This is a genomic window from Prauserella sediminis, from assembly GCF_014195435.1.
GTDB lineage: Bacteria > Actinomycetota > Actinomycetes > Mycobacteriales > Pseudonocardiaceae > Prauserella > Prauserella salsuginis.
Genome location: NZ_JACIBS010000001.1, coordinates 449,545 through 466,658 on the forward strand (window position 1 = coordinate 449,545; position 17,114 = coordinate 466,658).

At 71.5% G+C, this 17,114-nt stretch carries 17 protein-coding genes and 1 pseudogene; 5 read left to right on the forward strand and 13 right to left on the reverse strand.

The annotated features are described in order from the left end of the window. The first annotated feature begins 84 nt into the window (after nt 1–84). Nucleotides 85–1,296: a PQQ-dependent sugar dehydrogenase gene (locus FB384_RS02040; RefSeq protein WP_183778612.1), complete on the forward strand. Its 1,212-nt coding sequence runs from the start codon at nt 85–87 to the stop codon at nt 1,294–1,296. A gap of 12 nt (nt 1,297–1,308) precedes the next feature. On the opposite strand, the gene FB384_RS02045 is transcribed toward FB384_RS02040, so the two are convergent. The 5 genes from FB384_RS02045 to gatC all read right to left on the reverse strand — a co-directional run bounded on the left by FB384_RS02045 (nt 1,309) and on the right by gatC (nt 5,896). Then, complete coding sequence (locus tag FB384_RS02045) at nt 1,309–1,803, reverse strand: hypothetical protein (RefSeq protein WP_183778615.1); 495 nt, start codon at nt 1,801–1,803, stop codon at nt 1,309–1,311. Nucleotides 1,804–1,813: 10 nt separating this feature from the next. Beyond that, nucleotides 1,814–2,500, reverse strand: coding sequence for a GNAT family N-acetyltransferase (locus FB384_RS02050; RefSeq protein ID WP_183778617.1), 687 nt, complete (start codon nt 2,498–2,500; stop codon nt 1,814–1,816). Between the two features lie 98 nt (nt 2,501–2,598). Further along, the gene (gene gatB / locus FB384_RS02055; RefSeq protein ID WP_258937364.1) at nt 2,599–4,101 is read right to left on the reverse strand and encodes an Asp-tRNA(Asn)/Glu-tRNA(Gln) amidotransferase subunit GatB; all 1,503 of its coding nucleotides are present in this window, start codon (nt 4,099–4,101) and stop codon (nt 2,599–2,601) included. Next, the gene (gatA, locus tag FB384_RS02060; protein WP_183778619.1) at nt 4,098–5,600 is read right to left on the reverse strand and encodes an Asp-tRNA(Asn)/Glu-tRNA(Gln) amidotransferase subunit GatA; all 1,503 of its coding nucleotides are present in this window, start codon (nt 5,598–5,600) and stop codon (nt 4,098–4,100) included. The genes gatB and gatA overlap by 4 nt, the downstream gene beginning before the upstream one ends. Continuing rightward, nucleotides 5,597–5,896 carry an Asp-tRNA(Asn)/Glu-tRNA(Gln) amidotransferase subunit GatC gene (gatC, locus tag FB384_RS02065; RefSeq protein WP_183778621.1) on the reverse strand — a complete coding sequence of 100 codons (300 nt, stop codon included), beginning with the start codon at nt 5,894–5,896 and terminating at the stop codon, nt 5,597–5,599. The genes gatA and gatC overlap by 4 nt, the downstream gene beginning before the upstream one ends. Before the next feature lie 343 nt (nt 5,897–6,239). Between gatC and FB384_RS02070 the strand changes: the two genes are divergently transcribed. Continuing rightward, nucleotides 6,240–6,893 carry an ACT domain-containing protein gene (locus FB384_RS02070; RefSeq protein WP_183778623.1) on the forward strand — a complete coding sequence of 218 codons (654 nt, stop codon included), beginning with the start codon at nt 6,240–6,242 and terminating at the stop codon, nt 6,891–6,893. A gap of 257 nt (nt 6,894–7,150) precedes the next feature. Further along, the gene (locus FB384_RS02075) at nt 7,151–7,900 is read left to right on the forward strand and encodes a hypothetical protein (RefSeq protein ID WP_323985096.1); all 750 of its coding nucleotides are present in this window, start codon (nt 7,151–7,153) and stop codon (nt 7,898–7,900) included. Nucleotides 7,901–8,036: 136 nt separating this feature from the next. Here FB384_RS02075 and FB384_RS02080 read toward each other — a convergent pair whose 3' ends face one another. From FB384_RS02080 to FB384_RS02110, 7 genes and pseudogenes are all read right to left on the reverse strand, one after another. Continuing rightward, a complete protein-coding gene (locus FB384_RS02080; protein ID WP_183778626.1) occupies nt 8,037–8,531 on the reverse strand; it encodes a GNAT family N-acetyltransferase in 495 nt (164 codons plus the stop codon). Continuing rightward, a complete protein-coding gene (locus FB384_RS02085; RefSeq protein WP_183778628.1) occupies nt 8,524–8,889 on the reverse strand; it encodes a HepT-like ribonuclease domain-containing protein in 366 nt (121 codons plus the stop codon). Before FB384_RS02085 ends, FB384_RS02080 begins: the two co-directional genes overlap by 8 nt. Next, on the reverse strand, nt 8,886–9,260 hold the full coding sequence (locus tag FB384_RS02090; protein WP_221212615.1) for a nucleotidyltransferase family protein: 375 nt from the start codon (nt 9,258–9,260) through the stop codon (nt 8,886–8,888). The genes FB384_RS02085 and FB384_RS02090 overlap by 4 nt, the downstream gene beginning before the upstream one ends. Further along, entirely contained in the window at nt 9,253–11,379 is a 2,127-nt protein-coding gene (gene ligA / locus FB384_RS02095) for an NAD-dependent DNA ligase LigA (RefSeq protein WP_183778630.1), read from the reverse strand. The genes FB384_RS02090 and ligA overlap by 8 nt, the downstream gene beginning before the upstream one ends. A gap of 387 nt (nt 11,380–11,766) precedes the next feature. Beyond that, a pseudogene (locus tag FB384_RS02100) lies at nt 11,767–12,516 on the reverse strand (hypothetical protein); the annotation flags it as partial. Between the two features lie 12 nt (nt 12,517–12,528). After that, nucleotides 12,529–13,566, reverse strand: coding sequence for a uroporphyrinogen decarboxylase/cobalamine-independent methonine synthase family protein (locus FB384_RS02105; protein WP_183778632.1), 1,038 nt, complete (start codon nt 13,564–13,566; stop codon nt 12,529–12,531). A gap of 79 nt (nt 13,567–13,645) precedes the next feature. After that, nucleotides 13,646–14,539: an alpha/beta hydrolase gene (locus FB384_RS02110; protein WP_183778634.1), complete on the reverse strand. Its 894-nt coding sequence runs from the start codon at nt 14,537–14,539 to the stop codon at nt 13,646–13,648. Between the two features lie 53 nt (nt 14,540–14,592). Here FB384_RS02110 and FB384_RS02115 point away from each other — a divergent pair, with 53 nt between their 5' ends. Both FB384_RS02115 and FB384_RS02120 read left to right on the forward strand, forming a co-directional pair. Next, the gene (locus FB384_RS02115; protein WP_183778636.1) at nt 14,593–15,087 is read left to right on the forward strand and encodes a TetR/AcrR family transcriptional regulator; all 495 of its coding nucleotides are present in this window, start codon (nt 14,593–14,595) and stop codon (nt 15,085–15,087) included. After that, nucleotides 15,026–15,322, forward strand: a complete 297-nt coding sequence (locus tag FB384_RS02120; RefSeq protein WP_183778638.1) for a hypothetical protein — start codon at nt 15,026–15,028, stop codon at nt 15,320–15,322. The genes FB384_RS02115 and FB384_RS02120 overlap by 62 nt, the downstream gene beginning before the upstream one ends. Here the strand turns inward: FB384_RS02120 and FB384_RS02125 are convergent. Continuing rightward, nucleotides 15,312–17,018 carry an acyl-CoA synthetase gene (locus FB384_RS02125; protein WP_183778640.1) on the reverse strand — a complete coding sequence of 569 codons (1,707 nt, stop codon included), beginning with the start codon at nt 17,016–17,018 and terminating at the stop codon, nt 15,312–15,314. The two genes, FB384_RS02120 and FB384_RS02125, sit on opposite strands and share 11 nt — an antisense overlap. Between the last annotated feature and the right edge of the window lie 96 nt (nt 17,019–17,114).

A 17,114-nucleotide genomic window follows, 5' to 3' on the forward strand; every position in this document is an offset into this window, starting at 1 on the left:
CCCCATCTTCTCGGTCCGTTCGCGCGCCGGAACCCGCGACCCGCTTACTCACGGCTCACGACACGGCGCCTACTCTCGGAAACCGTGCGCATCGGGCAGCGACGGTGGTCGGTGCCGCTGGTCCTGGCGGTCAGCGGCCTGCTCGTGCTGTCCGGGTGCGCCGATTTCGAGGACGACGCCGCCGGGCAGCGGTGGTCGGCGGCGCCGGAACTGTCACCGGAGCGCGGGCCGCAGCCCGACCTGCCCGAGGTCGAGGCGCCCGACGTGCCGAGCGCTCCGCAGGAGGAGTCGACGAAGGTACCGCCACCCCAGGGCTGCAAGGACTTCGACCGCGCCGTGATCGCCACCTGCCTGGACACGGTGTCGGCGGTGGCCCCGTTGCCGGGGGGCGGCCAGGTCATCAGCGCGCTGGCCGGTGAGCGCAGCAGCGGCCGGGTGATGCTGGTCGACAGCAACGGCACGAAGAACGAGTTCGCGACGCTCGACGTGGACGCCGCCGGCGACGGGGGGCTCACCGGCCTGGCACTGTCGCCGACGTACTCCGAGGACCGCCTCGTCTACGCCTACGTCACGACGCCGGAGGACAACCGGGTCGTGCGGTTCGCGCGCGGCCAGCAGCCGAAACCGGTGCTGACGGGAATTCCGAAGGGACGGACCGGCAACGCGGGCGCCCTGCTGGCTGCGGCCGACGGTTCGCTGCTGGTGGCCACCGGCAACGCCGGCGACGCAGGGAAGTCGGACCGCGCGGGCACGCTGTCCGGCAAGGTGCTGCGGATCGACCCGTCGGGCGCTCCGGCTCAGGGCAATCCGACGAGCGGTTCGCCGGTCCTCGCATCCGGGCTGACCGCACCGGGCGGCCTGTGCCAGACCCCGGACGGGTCCCGCACCTGGGTGACCGACCGCGGCGCCGACAAGGATGCGCTGTTCTCAGTGCCGGACGGTGGCAGCGGGTCCGGCGGCGCGGCCGAACTGGGGGCACCGGCCTGGACCTGGCCGGGCAAACCGGGCGTCACCGGCTGCGCCGACTGGACGGATTCGGTGGCGGTGGCGACCTCCCGAGACGAGAACGTGCAGAACCTGCCGCTGACACAGGACGGCTCCGTGGGCGGCGAACCGCAGGTCACGATGGACGGCGACAACGGACCGAGCTACGGCAGGCTGGGAGCGCTGTCGCAGGTGTCGGAGAACGTCTCGGTGGCGGGCACGGTCAACAAGGACGGCGGCGACCCGGGTTCGAGCGACGACCGGGTGGTGTTGATCGTGCGCCAGCCTTCGGGTGGTTCGGGCCGCGACTGACCCGGGCGTTTGTCAGCGGTTGCGGCGCGTTTCGGTGTGGAGCGCCCGGGTGTCGAGCGCGGCGAAGACGACACTCGCGACGGCGGCGAGCGCACCGAGGTACCGGCCGATGCCCGCTTCGACGGTCACGCCGCCCGCCTCGAGCACGGCCCGTTCCTCACTGCCGAACTGCCAGTCCGCGAGCAGCCAGCCGAGCACCGCGGCCAGCAGCGCCAGGCAGGCGCCGATGAGCCACAGCTGCGGAAGGCCACCCATGCGGGCGGTGTTGATCCGCCCGACGGCGGCGACGGTGGCACCGAGGGCCGCGACGAGCAGGGGCGGGAACCAGCCGAAGAAGGTCGCCCGCCACACGGATCGGGTGACGTCCTCGGCGGGCAGTTCGGCGAGCGCCGACCGCACCGCGGGGTCGTCGGCGGACAGCACGGTCCACGGCAGCAGCAGCGAGACGACGGCGAGCACCGCCGCCGCGAGCCCACCGATCTCACGCCACGAAGGCCGCGCAGTCACAGGACCACTCCTATCGATCGTCGCCGACACTCGATCCGGCCACAGGTTTGCTCATGTACAGGGCGTACTCACCCGCCGATGCCGTCCCCTCGTACAGCGAGGCGTCGAGCCCGCAGAAGGCCAACCCCATCCGGCGATAGGCGTGGATCGCCGGCGCGTTGACGTTCGTGACCTCCAGCCACACGTGTCGCGCACCGCAGTCGCGAGCGAACTCGTCGGCGCACGCCATCAGTCCCGTGCCCACACCACGGCCACGGTGAGCGGGAGCGATCGCGAGGTCACACACGCTGAGACGCCGATTCCAGCGCGCGTACGCGACCGAGACGAACCCCACGACCGCGCCGTCGGGGTCGGCCGCGACGAACGTGGCGTGCCGGTGGGAGTCGGCACCGCCTTCGGCGTCGTCCTCGTCGTCCTCGTCGTCCTCGTCGTCCGGTCCGGCGGGGAACTGTTTGGTCAGCGGCGATGCCAACGACACCTCGGTGAGAGCGAACCCGCTCTCGGAGATGCTCACCCGGAAGATCGAGTCGGTCGTGAAGGAGTCGTCGACGGCGGCGATGGCAGCGACGTCGCCGTTCGCACGGACGTCGCAGTCGCCACTGCCGCTGCCGTCGCGGTTGCCATTACCGTCGCAGTTGCCGGCGCCGTCACGCCGGGCGCGGCGGAACGTGTAACCGGAGCGGTCGGTGGCGCTCATGGTCCGGAACCCTGGAACACGACCGCCACCTTCACCTCCGTCGCACTTCTCACCGACCGCACCGGCTCGGCCCGTGCGGTCGGCCCACGTCGGGCCGGTCAGGCCCCGACGCGCTCCAGAATCAGTTCCCGCACGCGGGCGGCGTCCGCCTGCCCCTTGGTCGCCTTCATGACGGCACCGACGATCGCTCCTGCCGCCTGCACCTTGCCCCCGCGGATCTTGTCGGCGACGTCGGGCTGGGCGGCGAGGGCCTCGTCGACGGCGGCGAGGAGCGCGGAGTCGTCCGAGACGACCTTCAGCCCGCGCTTCTCGATGACCTGGTCGGGGTCGCCGTCACCGTCGAGGACGCCGTCGACGACCTGGCGGGCGAGCTTGTTCGTGAGCTCCCCCGAGCCGACGAGCTCGATGACGCGCGCGACCTGCGCGGGCGTGATGACGAGGTCGGCGAGCTCGGTTTCCCGCGACGTGGCCTGCTGGTTGAGGTACTGGACCCACCAGCTGCGGGCGTCGGCTTGGTCGGCGCCCGCGTCGACGGTGGCGGCCACGAGTTCGATGGCCCCGGTGTTAACGAGGTCGCGGAGCTCCTCGTCGGTGAGGTTCCAGTCCTCCTGGATGCGCTTGCGGCGCTGCCACGGCAGCTCCGGGATGGTGGCGCGCAGCTGCTCGACCCACTCCCGCGTCGGCGCGATCGGCACGAGGTCGGGTTCCGGGAAGTACCGGTAGTCCTCGGCGGTCTCCTTGGTGCGGCCCGCGGCGGTGGTGCCGTCGGCCTCCTGGAAGTGCCGGGTCTCCTGCTTGATGGAGCCGCCGTCGGCCAGGATCGCGGCGTGCCGCGTCATCTCGTACCGCACGGCGCGCTCGACGCTGCGCAGCGAGTTGACGTTCTTGGTCTCGGTGCGGGTACCGAACTCGCCCGCGCCCTTGGCCATGAGCGACACGTTGGCGTCGCAGCGCAGCGAACCCTGGTCCATACGGACGTCGGAGACGTCCATGGCCCGCAGCAGGTCGCGGAGCGCGGTGACGTACGCGCGGGCGACCTCGGGCGCGCGCTCCCCCATGCCGGTGATCGGCTTGGTGACGATCTCGATGAGGGGCACGCCGGCGCGGTTGTAGTCCAGCAGCGAGTGCTCGGCCCCGTGGATCCGGCCCGTGGCGCCGCCGACGTGCAGCGACTTGCCGGTGTCCTCCTCCATGTGCGCGCGTTCGATGTCGACGCGCACGACCTCGCCGTCGTCGAGCACGACGTCGAGGTGGCCGTCGAAGGCGATCGGCTCGTCGTACTGCGAGGTCTGGAAGTTCTTCGGCATGTCCGGGTAGAAGTAGTTCTTCCTGGCGAACCGGCACCACTCCGCGATGTCGCAGTTCAGCGCGAGGCCGATGCGGATGGCCGACTCCACGGCGGTGCCGTTGACGACGGGCAGCGCACCGGGCATGCCGAGGCACACGGGGCACACGTGCGTGTTCGGGTCGCCACCGAAGGAGTTGGGGCAGCCGCAGAACATCTTCGTGTTGGTGGACAGCTCGACGTGCACTTCGAGGCCGAGCACCGGGTCGTACCGTTCGATGACCTCGGCGTAGTCCATGAGTTCGGCGGTGGTCACTTGGCGGCCTCCAGTTCACCCAGCTTGTCGAGCACCGGGCCGCGCGCGGTTTCGTAGGCGGCGCCGACGCGGTAGAGGCGGTCATCGGCGAGGGCGGGCGCCATGATCTGCAGCCCGACCGGCAGACCGTCCTCGTCGGACAGTCCACTGGGGACACTCATGGCCGCGTTGCCCGCCAGGTTGGCGGGGATCGAGCAGATGTCGTTGAGGTACATCGCGAGCGGGTCGTCGACCTTCTCGCCGAGCTTGAACGGCGTGACCGGCGTCGTGGGCGACACCAGCACGTCGACCTGCTCGAACGCGGCGGCGAAGTCGCGCGTGATGAGCGTGCGCACCTTCTGGGCCGAACCGTAGTAGGCGTCGTAGTACCCGGACGAGAGCGCGTAGGTGCCGAGCATGACCCGGCGCTTGACCTCGGCGCCGAAACCTTCCTCGCGGGTCAGCGACATGACCTCTTCGGCACTGTGGTTCCCGTCGTCGGCGACGCGCAGTCCATAGCGCATGGCGTCGAACCGAGCGAGGTTCGACGAGCACTCGCTCGGCGCGATCAGGTAGTAGGCGGGCAGCGCGTAGGTGAAGTTCGGGCACGAGACCTCGACGACCTCGGCGCCCAGTTCCTTCAGCTGCGCCACGGCCGCTTCGAACGAGCGGAGCACGCCGCCCTGGTAGCCCTCGCCGGACAGCTCGCGGACGACGCCGATCTTGACGCCGCTCAGGTCGCCGCGGGCTCCCTCACGGGCGGCGTCGACCACGGCCGGCACCGGCGCGTCGATGGACGTGGCGTCCATCGGGTCGTGCCCGGCGATGACCTCGTGCAGCAGCGCCGCGTCGAGCACCGTCCGGCCGCAGGGGCCCGCCTGGTCGAGCGACGACGAGAACGCCACGAGGCCGTAGCGGGACACGCCTCCGTAGGTGGGCTTCACGCCGACGGTGGCCGTGACGGCGGCGGGCTGACGGATCGAACCGCCGGTGTCCGTGCCGATGGCCAGCGGCGCCTCGTAAGCGGCCAGCGAGGCCGACGAACCGCCGCCGGAACCGCCGGGGATGCGGTCGAGGTCCCACGGGTTGCGGGTCGGGCCGTAGGCCGAGTTCTCGGTCGACGAGCCCATCGCGAACTCGTCCATGTTGGTCTTGCCGACGATCGGCACACCGGCCTCGCGCAGCCGGCGGGTGACGGTCGCGTCGTACGGCGGCAGCCAACCTTCGAGCGTCCTCGAACCGCAGGTGGTGGGCACGCCGCGGGTGGTCAGCACGTCCTTGAGTGCCAGCGGCACACCGGCCAGCGGGCTGGCGGGTGCGGTGCCCGCCGCGATGTCGGCGTCGACCGCGCGGGCGGCCTCGAGGGCGCCCTCGGCGTCGACGTGCAGAAACGCGTGCACGTCACCGTCGACCGCGGCGATGCGGTCGAGATGGGCCTGCGTCGTCTCGGCGGCCGACACCTCGCCGGCGTGGATCTTGTCCGCGAGCTCAGCCGCGGTGAGCCTGGTCAGGTCGCTCACTGTTCCTCCCCCAGGATGCGCGGGACGCGGAACCGTCCCTCTTCGGCGGCGGGCGCTCCGGCCAGTGCCTCGTCCTGGGACAGCCCCGGACGGACCTCGTCGGTACGGAAGACGTTGGTCAGCGGCACGGCGTGCGACGTGGGCGGGATGTCGTCGCCCGCCACCTCGCCGACCTTGGCCACCGCGTCCAGGATCTGGTCGAGCTGGCCGGCGAAAGTGTCCAGCTCCTCCTCGGTGACGGCCATCCTGGCCAGTTTCGCGAGGTGCGCGACCTCGTCGCGGGAAATGTTCGACACGCAGCTGACTCCGATGGGGTGTGCTCGGACCGCAGGACCGCCGAGCGCCTGCGGAGGTCTGTCTTCTCCCGCGAAGTCTATGGCCGCCGCGCCGGACCGGTGCGGCCGGGCGGGGATTGCCGCGGCGGCCGCGCGGTGCGCGTGGCGGTGCCTATATTCGCAACGCGTGTTCTGCAACAATCACCGGTCGGCGCAGGCCCTCCGCAGCCGTCGACGGCCGTCGAGGGAGGCGCCCGGCCACGACGTGACACGACGTGACGAGACGGCCGCGATGCTCCCGCACCCCGCCGATGGCCGGTGGGGCGCGCATCCGGTTCTCGCACCTGCTTGAAGGGAGACCGCGGTGTCGTTCCTGATCCGTGTGCAGCTGCCGGACACTCCGGGCATCCTCGGCGCGATCGCCACCGCCCTCGGCACGGCCGGTGCCGACATCCTCAGCGTCGATGTCGTCGAGCGCTCGGGCGGCACCGCCATCGACGACCTGGTGGTGGACCTGCCGTCGGACCGGCTGCCGGATGCGCTGATCACCGCGGCCGAGAGCGTCGACGGCGTCGAGGTGGACGCCGTCCGCCCCTACGCGGGCGTGCTCGACACCCACAGTGAACTCGAACTGGTCGAGGAGATCGCCGAGCAGCCCGCCCACGGGCTGACGGTGCTGGCAGGCGGGGTGCCCCGGATCATGCATGCGGGCTGGTCGGTGGTCGTGCAGCACACCTCCGGCGGGGTGCATCGGCTCGCGGCCTCCGGCGCGGCCCCGGAGACCCGTATCGGGGACGTGCCGTGGCTGCCGTTGGAACGCGCCACCGTGCTCGACGGGGAGGCGCCGTGGGTGCCCGACACCTGGCGTGAGCTGGGCACCGAGCTGGCGGCCACCCCGCTCGGCAAGCCTGATCTGGTGCTGCTCATCGGCAGGCCGGGCGGGCCGATGTTCCGTGCCGCCGAAGTCGCCCGACTCGCGCATCTTGCCGGTATTGTCGCGGTGGTCCTGGACGGCTGAGCCGCGCCGGGACCAGCCGCCGAACCCGCTGAGTATCCGAGGTCGCTGAGCCCGCCGTGCCCGTTTCGCCCCGCCCCGACCCGCCTCACCGCGACGGCGCCGGGGACACCCCCGGTGCCACCGAGGCGCGCGCCGGGGCCACGGGTCCCGGCACCCCGGGTGGCGGCGCCGGCGGGGCCGCTGGCGACGGGAACCCGGGGGACGAGGCGAGTCCGGGGGACACGGCGTCCGGGCACGCGGCCATGGGAGACACGGGCGTGGGAGACACGGGAACGGACGACGCCGGAACAGAATCCGCCCGGACGGAGGACGCGGGAACGGAGGACGCAGCCCCGGCCGGCGGGACGCCGGAGCACGACGGCGCCGCGGACGAGACGGGCCGCGAACCGCCCGGGCAGGCGCCGACCGGGGACGAGCAGTCCGACCGGGCCGACGAGTTCGAACGGAAACTGACCATTCCGGTCCTCATCGCGGCGCTCGCATCGATCCCGGCGGTCTTCCTCACCCGTGCCGGCGGGACCGCCGCGGCGATCGGGACGGTGCTGAACTGGGCCTCGGTGTCGGTGCTCGTCGGCGAGTCGGTGGTACTGCTGTGGCTCGAAGGCAGCGTGCGGCGGTGGCTGCGCCGGTACCGCTGGCAGTTGCTCGTCGTGGCCGCCGCGGTGCCTGCGGTGGTGTTCGTGATCGGGCCGCTGCAGGTGCTGCGGCTGGTGCTGCTGCTCGGCGGCTTCCACATCCTGCGGGCACGGCGGATCGTGAACGCGGGCCGGGTGGTGGTCGAACGGCTCGGTCTCGGGCAGCGCCGAGCGCGATGGGTGCTGGCGGGCGTGATCGTCCTGGCCGGCGTGTTCTCGTTGATCGTGCTGGCCGACCCGGATTCCCGGAGCCGTCACGTGGTCGACTGGTTCCTCGAACACGTCGGCGTTCCGGGCACCGTGCTGGCCGGCATCGCCGCGGCCGGGGCGATCTACGGCGTCGGACGGCTGCTCACCCGGATTCGCAGCTGAAGCGCAGGGGCCCGCCCACCGCGGCGGCCCGAGGTCCGGACCGGCGCGGTCCGGACCTCGCGACCACGTCGATCGGCACTGGTGCACGGCCGCGCCGATCGGCAGAGCGGGTCGACCGGGCCGTTACGCCGACGGCTCAGACGTCCATCCCGAAGGCCAGGAGCGGAACCTCCGGGTGCGGGGCCCAGTCCCGTTCGGGGGTGCGGGTGAAGCCGAGGCGTTCGTAGAGCCGATGGGCCGTGGTCATGCGGTCGCGGCTGGACAGCACGACCCGGCTGATGCGCCGCACCCGGGCGATGTCGACGACGGCCCTGGTGAGCGCCTCGCCCACTCCCCTGCCCTGGGCGTCCGGCGACACGGCGAGCATCCGGAACTCCAACTCACCGGCCCGCGCCACCTCGGCCTTCGGGGTGCCGGCTTCGACCACCGTCACCGATCCGAGCACCGCGCCGTCGCCGCCGGTCGCGACCAGCACGTCGGCGGTCGCCGCGCGGCCCGCGACGTCCCGCAGCGCCGCGTCGTACCCGACGTCGTCGGCGAGATGCCCGCCCGCCGTGTACGCCTCGACCGTCAACTCGCCGATGGCCGCGTATTCCTCGGGCTCCGCGATCCGCACCCGAATCTCACTCATCGGCGGCGACCTCCGTCTCACCGGTGCCGGACAGTCGGCTGCGAATCTCGTCGACGAGACGCCCCACGTGGTTGTCGACCACATCGAAGATGATCTTATTGCCGATCCGGAAATACTCGTGGATCACGATATTGCGCAAACCGGCGATGCTGTGCCACGACGTCGACGTGAACTGGGTGCGAACCTCGTCCGGCAATTCCCGCACAGCTTCACCCGCGACGGCGAGATTCCGGAGAATCGCATCGAGCGCCATGTCCGACACCGTGGAATCGTCGGATTCCGAGTGCGCACGGAATCTCACGCACCGTTCCAACGCTGTGAGCACGTCCCCGAGGCGTTCGGCATCCGTCCGGCTCACAGCGCCACGGCCTCCGCGTGCGCGGTATCCGAGATGCGATCCCGGAGGAGTTCGTCGCAGACGACGTCGACCCGAACCCCCAGGAGTTCGCCCAGTTCGTCGCTGATCCCCGCGACGGCCAACAGCGGGTTCCCCGCACCGGGGCCGAGGTCGACGATGATGTCGATGTCGCTGTTCGGGCCCGCGTCCCCCCTGGCCACCGAACCGAACACGCGAGGGTTCGAGGCGCCGTACCGGCTCGCGACCGCCAGCACGTCGTCACTGCGGAGCCGGAGCATCGCCCGCAGACTCCGCGAGCGTGCTGTGGCCTCATCCATGAGGACAGGATAGCCGTCCATCGCGCCGCCACCAGGCACCAGAATCTCACTCATCGGCGGCGACCTCCGCGATCTCACGTGCGGCGTCGGGACCCTGCTGCAGCAGCACGGTCAGGCCGTTGTCGTCGAGCACCGGCACCTTGAGCTGCAGAGCCTTGTCGTACTTCGAGCCCGGTGCGTCACCGACGACGACGAACGCCGTCTTCTTCGACACCGACCCGGCCGCCTTGCCGCCGCGGGCCATGATCGCTTCCTTCGCCTCGTCGCGGGAGTAGTTCTCCAGCGACCCGGTGACGACGATCGACAGCCCCTCGAGGTTGCGCGGGATCGACGTGTCGCGTTCGTCCTCCATGCGCACCCCCGCGGCGCGCCACTTGTCGACGATCTCGCGGTGCCAGTCGACGGCGAACCATTCACGCACGGCCGCCGCGATGGTCGGGCCCACGCCGTCGACGTCGGCGATCTCCTCCTCGGTCGCCGCGTCGATGGCCTCGATGGAGCCGAACTCGCGGGCAAGCGCCTGCGCCGCGGTCGGCCCGACGTGCCGGATCGACAACCCGACCAGGACCTTCCACAGTGGACGATCCTTGGCGGCGTCGAGGTTCGCCAGCAAGCGCGCGCCGTTCGCCGACAACTCACCCGACTTGGTGACGAACAGGTCGACCCGGCTCAGCTTGTCCTCATCGAGGGAGAACACGTCCCCCTCGTCGGTCAGCACACCCGACTCCAGCAACGCGGCCGCCGCCTCGTAGCCGAGCACCTCGATGTCGAACGCGCCGCGGCCCGCCAGGTGGAACAGCCGCTCCCGCAGCTGCGCCGGGCAGGTACGCGCGTTGGGGCAACGGATGTCGACGTCGCCCTCCTTCTGGTAAGCCAGCTCGGTGCCGCACTCCGGGCAGTGGTCGGGCATGACGAATGCCCGCTCGTCGCCGGTGCGCACGTCGACCACGGGGCCGAGCACCTCGGGGATCACGTCGCCCGCTTTGCGGATCACCACGCGGTCGCCGATGAGGACGCCCTTGCGTTCGACCTCCTCACGGTTGTGCAGGGTCGCCATCGCGACGGTCGACCCGGCGACCTTCACCGGTTCCATCACCGCGTACGGCGTCACCCGGCCGGTGCGGCCGACGTTGACGCGGATGTCCTGCAGCCGCGTCGTCGCCTCCTCCGGCGGATACTTGTAGGCGATCGCCCAGCGCGGTGCGCGCGCCGTGGCCCCCAGCCTGCGCTGCTGTGCGACGTCGTCGACCTTCACGACCACGCCGTCGATCTCGTGCTCGGCGTCGTGCCGGTGGCCGCCCCAGTACTCGATGTGCCGCACGAGCGCTTCGACGTCGTCGATCGTCGTGCTGTGGCTCGACACGGGCAGGCCCCACGCGGCCAGTGCCTCGTACGACTCGGACTGGCGGGCGGGCTCGAAACCCTGTCGTTTGCCGAGACCGTGGCAGATGAGCCGCAGCGGGCGCGTGCGGGTGACCTTCGGGTCCTTCTGCCGCAGCGAACCGGCGGCGGCGTTGCGGGGGTTGGCGAACGGCGGCTTGCCCGCGTCGACGAGGCCGGCGTTGAGCTCGGCGAACTCCTCGACGCGGAAATAGATCTCGCCGCGCACCTCGACCAGCCCTGGCACGGGGAACTCGTCGGTGCCGGTCAGCTGGTCGGGTACGTCCTGCATGGTGCGCACGTTGAGCGTGACGTCCTCGCCGGTGCGCCCGTCACCGCGGGTGAGCGCCCGGGTGAGTTTGCCGTTCTCGTAGAGCAGGTTCACCGCCAGCCCGTCGATCTTGAGCTCGCACAGGTACCGGGCGCGGCCGCCGATCTCCTTCTCCACCCGGTCGACCCACGCGCGCAGCTCGTCGACATCGAACGCGTTGTCGAGGCTGAGCATGCGCTCGAGGTGGTCGTGGGCGACGAACTCGGTCGAGAACGTCCCGCCCACCTTCTGCGTGGGCGAATCCGGTGTCGCCAGTCCCGGATAGTCGCGTTCCAGCTCTTCGAGGCGGCGCAGCATCGTGTCGAACTCACCGTCCGAGATGGTCGGCGAGTCCAGCACGTAGTAGCGGAACTGGTGGCCCTTGACCTCTTCGGTCAGCGCCGCGTGCTCCTCACGCACGTCGGCGGGCACGTCCTTGATGTCCTCGGCCACGTGGCCGCCCGACAGGTCCTCAGTGCTCACACCGTCCGAGAGTAGTCACCGTGCCCGACATTCCGCCGACCCACTCCGGCCCGGACGAACCGCTCCGGCCGTCGAAGCGCCGCCGGTGGATGCCGGTGCTCCCCGTGTCCGATCCGGACCTGTGCACCACGGCTGGAGGTGACCGCGTGCTCCCCGGGCCACGGCGGACCAGCAGCGGGCCGGGATCGGCTCCGTGATCGGCTATCGGCCGGTCTCCCCGCCGTCGCTCTCCGCGCTCGGGCCGTCGTCGCCCATATTCCCGTTCCCCGCGTCCCCGTCGCCCGCGGTCTCGCCACTTGCGAGTCCGTCGCCGGGTGCAGTTCCGTCATCAGCGGCACCGCCGCCCTCACCCGCGTTTCCGTCAGAGGCACCGCCGCCGTCGCCGGCGGGCAGGCCGGCGAGTTCGCGCACCAGATCGCGGAACTCGCCGAGGGTGATCGCGTTGTCCGGTTCGGCGACGGCGGTCTCGACCCGCCGCAGGCGCTGGGCCGCGAGCCGTTCGCCGAGGGTCACATCGAGCGGCAGGAACGTCATCGTCGTCCGAGAGAACTCGTCGACCTCGGCGAGCAGCGGATGGTGCACCGCGACGTCGACGAGGCCGGCGTCGTCGTCGACCTGCGCCACGACGCGCACGTCGCCGAGGTCGAACCGCTGGCCCGCGAAGTTCACGGCCACACCGGCCGGATCGGGCACGGGCGGCACCGAGTCGTGGAACTCCCAGATCGCGTCCTCCGGCGGCGCGGCCTGCCGCCACGCGTCGGTGTAGGGCCGCAGCTCGGGGTCCTCCCTGCTGCTGACCACGAGCGCGTAGATCGCGCGGCTGCCACGATCCACGCTGAACTGCAGACCGGGGTGCACGGCCGCCACCGGTTCGACGAGCAGATTCTCGGCCCGCTCGGTGTCGCCCTCCCCCAGCGCCGCGCTCAGGTGCGGCAACAACTCGGCCCACGTCGACCAGAACTCCGCCGCCGCGGCGTGCGGATCGTCCGGCACCGGCTGGTCGGGCCACGGCGTCCGCGGATCGGGCGCCTCCCCGACCACATCGTCCCCACCGCGCGGGCCGCCGCCACGCGCACCGTCCTCACCCGAGCGCCGGCCGTTCGCCTCGCCGGATCGCTTCCTGCGGAACCACCCCATGATCTGCCCCTCCTACCACCGTTCCGGCGGTTCGACGAATGCCCTGCCCAGATCGCGGGTCAGCGCCAACGCGCGGCGCAGCCAGCCTCCCGTCGCACCGGCGAGCCCGCACGTCGGGGTCACGAGCGCACGCTCGGCCAGGATCGACCGGTTGAACCCGAGCCGGTCGACCAGATCGAGCGCAGGCCGTGCCACACGGGACAGATCCGGCCACACGGCGGGTGGCTCGGCGGGGATCAGCCCGAGCCCCAACTGCACGCCCGCGTCCCACGTCTCGCCGAGCTCGTCGAGCAGACTGCCCGGGGCGCCGTCGAGCAACGTCGCGTCGAGGGCGATGGCGTGCGCACCCGCGGCGCGCAACAGCGCCACCGGAGGCCTGCGCGCGCAGCAGTGCACGACGACCGGGTTGCCGGTGATCTCGGCCGTGCGCGAGATGACGTGGTGCAGCAGTTCGCGCGCCTCGGGTTCGGGGACCGCGTCGACCGTGCCGTAACCGGACGGCGTCGGCAGTGCACCGGCCAGCACGTCCGGCAGCGTCGGCTCGTCGAACTGCACGACGACGCCCGCACCGGTCCGCTGTGACAGCTCGGCCACGTGCGCGGCGATCCCTTCGAGCAGGGACTCGACGACGTCGTGCGTCGCCCCGTGGTCGGTCAGCACCCGGCGCCCGCGGGCGAGCTCGATACCGGCTGCGGTCGTCCACGGCCCGGCGACCTGCGTCTTCACCGCCCACGGCGTGGCACCCGCATGCTGGGCGGCCTCGGTGACCGCGTCGATGTCCCAGCGCCGCAGATCGACCGCCCGCCGGTGGTGCCGCCCGGGACGAGCGGCGATCCGGTACGCCGTCGGCACGACGTCCACCGCGATGTCCACGAGCATGCCCGCGGTCCGCCCCAGCAGGTCGGCGCCCACCCCGCGGTCGGGAAGTTCCGGTACATGGGGAAGGTCGGGCAGTTCCCCGAACACGATCGCCGCCGCCTCGGCGATGTCCGTGCCCGGCATCGATCCGATCCCCGTCGCCACGCCGCTAGGCCACACTCGCTGTTCCACGGTCCCGATTGTTTCCCATCGGCCCGACGGCGTGTCCCGGGCACCCGGCGTGTCACCGCGGGGCCGCCGTCACAACGGATCAGTGCGGAGTCAGCAGCTCCGCGAGCCGCTCGGCACCCGGCGACTCGACCGGGAAGTGACCGGCCGCCTCGAGCGGCACGTACTCCTTCGACGCGGCGATCCGGTCGAAGAACCGCAGGCTCAGCGCCGCGGGCGTCCAGCGGTCGTCGGCGGGGTGGGCCAGCACCACGTGCGGCCCCGTCGCCACTTCCGGTTCGACGGCGGGCGCCGACTCGAAGAAGCTCCGGAAGAAACCGAGCGGCATCCGGTTGCCGCCGCCCCGCCGGTCCGCCAGCACGACGTCGACCAGCTCAGGGTCGTTGGCGATGCCGCGCATGTTGGTGAGCCACCGCAGCGGCACTGCGGCACCGGCCAGCGGCCCCGCGGAGACCCGCAACAGTGGCCCCGCAGCCGCGCCCAGCCAGGGATGGCGGGCCGCGGCCCTGCGCGCCTCGGCATCCCGCGGGTCGAGCAGGCACGTAACGATCAGCCGGTCCACACCACACGTGCGCGTGGCGGCCTCGTACGCGACCATCCCGCCCATGCTGGCGCCGATCAGCCACAGTGGACCGTCGTGCGTTTCCCGTTCGGCGGACGTCAATGCGCAGGCCACCTCGATCCAATCGGCATAGCGGACCGCCGACCGGTCGGGCACGCGGGTGTCGCCGTACCCGGGCAGGTCCGGGACCACGACGTGAACCCCGCGCCGGGCCGCGAGCGCCGCGTACGGCCACATCAGCGCGGCGTGCCCGCCCGCACCGTGGAAGGCGACCGCCCTCACCGGCGCGTCCGGATCGCCGACCCGCTCCACGTGGACGTCCGCCCCGCGCCAACGCCACCACGTCGACTCGCGGCGCGGCGGCGGCTCCGCGCGCAGTTCGGAGGGCAGGAAACGACGGTAGGCTTCGTGCATACACCCATCCCAGCCCCCGCTCGCGGTGCGGGACAACTCGCGTTGGGACCGCCATGGACACACCCAGAAAACGCCCACGCCAGCAGCGATCCCGGTTCACGGTCGACGCCGTACTCGAAGCGGCTGCTCAGGTTTTCGAGCGCGAAGGCATGGCGGCGACCACCAATCGCATCGCCGAACGCGCCGGGTTCTCCATCGGCACGCTGTATCAGTACTTCCCCAACAAGGTCGCCTTGCTGGGCGCGCTGGCCGAACGGCATATCAAGGACGCGGCCGCCGGCCTGCACGTCACGTTCTCCGAACTCGACGACTCCCGACCGGGCTGGGAGGACACCGTCCGGGCGCTCACGGCGACGCTGGCGGCGCTGCACGCCGACCGGCCGCGGCTGCACACCGTGCTGTACGACCTGGCTCCACGCGTGCCCGAGGGCGTGGCAAGCCTGCACGCACTCCCGCGCCGAGACCACGACCGCCCTCGCCCGGCACGTGCGCCGCTGCGGAGTCGCCCCCGTCGGTGTCGGTGTCGGTGTCGGTGTCGGTGGCGGTGACGGTGACGGTGACGGTGACGGTGGCGGTGACGGTGACGGTGGCGGTGGCGGTGACGGTGGCGGTGTCGGTGAGCAGGAGCAGGCGGATCACACGGCGGCGCTGTTGGTGCAGACCGCCGAGATCACCCTCCACCGCATCGTGCTCGCCGACACCACTTCCGGCACCGGCGCCGGCGACGTGGCCGCACGTCTCGCCGAGACGCTGCTGGCCCTCGTCCCTGCGCCTATCCGCTGAAGCGGTCGCGGAGTTCCCGTTTGAGGATCTTGCCGGACGCGTTGCGCGGCAGATCGTCGACGAAATGCACCTGCTTGGGCACCTTGAACGCCGACAACCGGTCCTTGACCCACTGCGTCAGCTCGTCCTCGTCGGGCCGGCCGTCGTCCTTGGGAACCACGACCGCGGTGACGGCCTCGATCCACTTCTCGTCGGGAAGGCCCACCACGGCCACTTCGCCAACCGACGGGTGCGTGTACAGCGCGTCCTCGACCTCACGCGAGGCCACCATGACACCGCCGGTGTTGATGACGTCCTTGATGCGGTCGACGACGAAGATGTAGCCCTCCTCGTCCACCCGCACCAGGTCACCCGAGTGGAACCATCCCCCGCCCTCATCGGCGGGAACGCCTCCTCCCCCACCGGCTACGCCCTGATCGGCGGGGGCACCCCCTCCCCCACCGGCTACGCCCCCATTGGCGGGGGCACCCCCACCGCCGCCGAAGACCTCGTCGGTCTCCTCCGGCTTGTCCCAGTAGCCGAGGCACAACTGCGGGGACCGGTAGACGATCTCGCCCTCGCCACCGGGCGGGACGTCGCCTCCCTCGGCGTCGACGACCCGCGCCTCGACGAACAACACGGGACGGCCCGCGGACTCGGGACGCGTGTCGTGGTCCTCGGGGCGCAACACGGTGGCGAGTGGGCCGATCTCCGACTGACCGAAACAGTTGTAGAACCCGAGCTCCGGTAGCTTCTCGCGAAGGCGCTGCAGGATCGGGCCGGGCATGATCGAGGCACCGTAGTAGGCCTTGCGCAGCGCCGACAGGTCGCGCGTGCCGAAGTCCGCGTGGTTGGCCAGCGCGACCCACAGCGTCGGCGCGGCGAAGAACGCCCCGTGCCGGTCCTCGGCCATCCGGCGCAGGATGTCGGCGGGGTCGGGTGTCTCGACGATCGTGTTGGACGCGCCCACCGCCAGCCAGGGCATGAGGAACACGTGCATCTGCGCCGAGTGGTACAGCGGCATGACGTGCAGCGGTTCGTCGTCGGCGGAAAGGTCGAGATCGACGATGCACGAGAGGTACTCGTGCACGAGCGCGCGGTGCGTCATCATCGCGCCCTTGGGCCGCGACGTCGTCCCGGAGGTGTAGAGCAACTGGGCGAGATCGGTGTCGGCGACCTTGGTGCCGAGTTGGGCCCCGGAGTCCGGAACGTCTCCGGTGCTCGCGACGGCCAACAGCGAGTCGTCGGCGTCGCGCAGCGCCACGATGCGTTCGACGTCGAGGTCGAGGGCGTCGAGGTTGGCGCGCAGCGCCGGATCGGTCAGCACCATCCGGCTGCCGGACTGGGTGATCAGGTAGGCGAGCTCGTCACCGGTGAGGTTGTAGTTGACGGGCACGTGCACCAGTCCCGCGCGGGCGCAGGCGAGGAATCCGATGAGGAAGGCGTCGGAGTTCTTGCCGTACGCGGCGACGCGGTCACCGTGGTTCAGGCCCAGCGAGAGCAGGTGCGCGGCGACGCGCGTGACGGCGGCGTCCAACTCGGCGTAGGTCCACGTGCGGTCGGCGAACCGGATCGCCACGCGGTGGGGCGTCCGCGAAGCGCTGCGCCGTGGGATGTCGGCGATCGTGCTGGAACGGATACCGCTCGCCGCGACACCGTTCACTGCAGTGGTGTTCGCGGCGGCAGTGTTCGCGGCGGCGGGCCCTGCGTTCGACATTGAACTCCTCCGTGATCGCGACGCGTTCGACCTGCGTCGTCGCCGCGATCCTCCCCCAGCTGCATGAGCCGTTCAACAGCCGCGTGTCCTGCACTC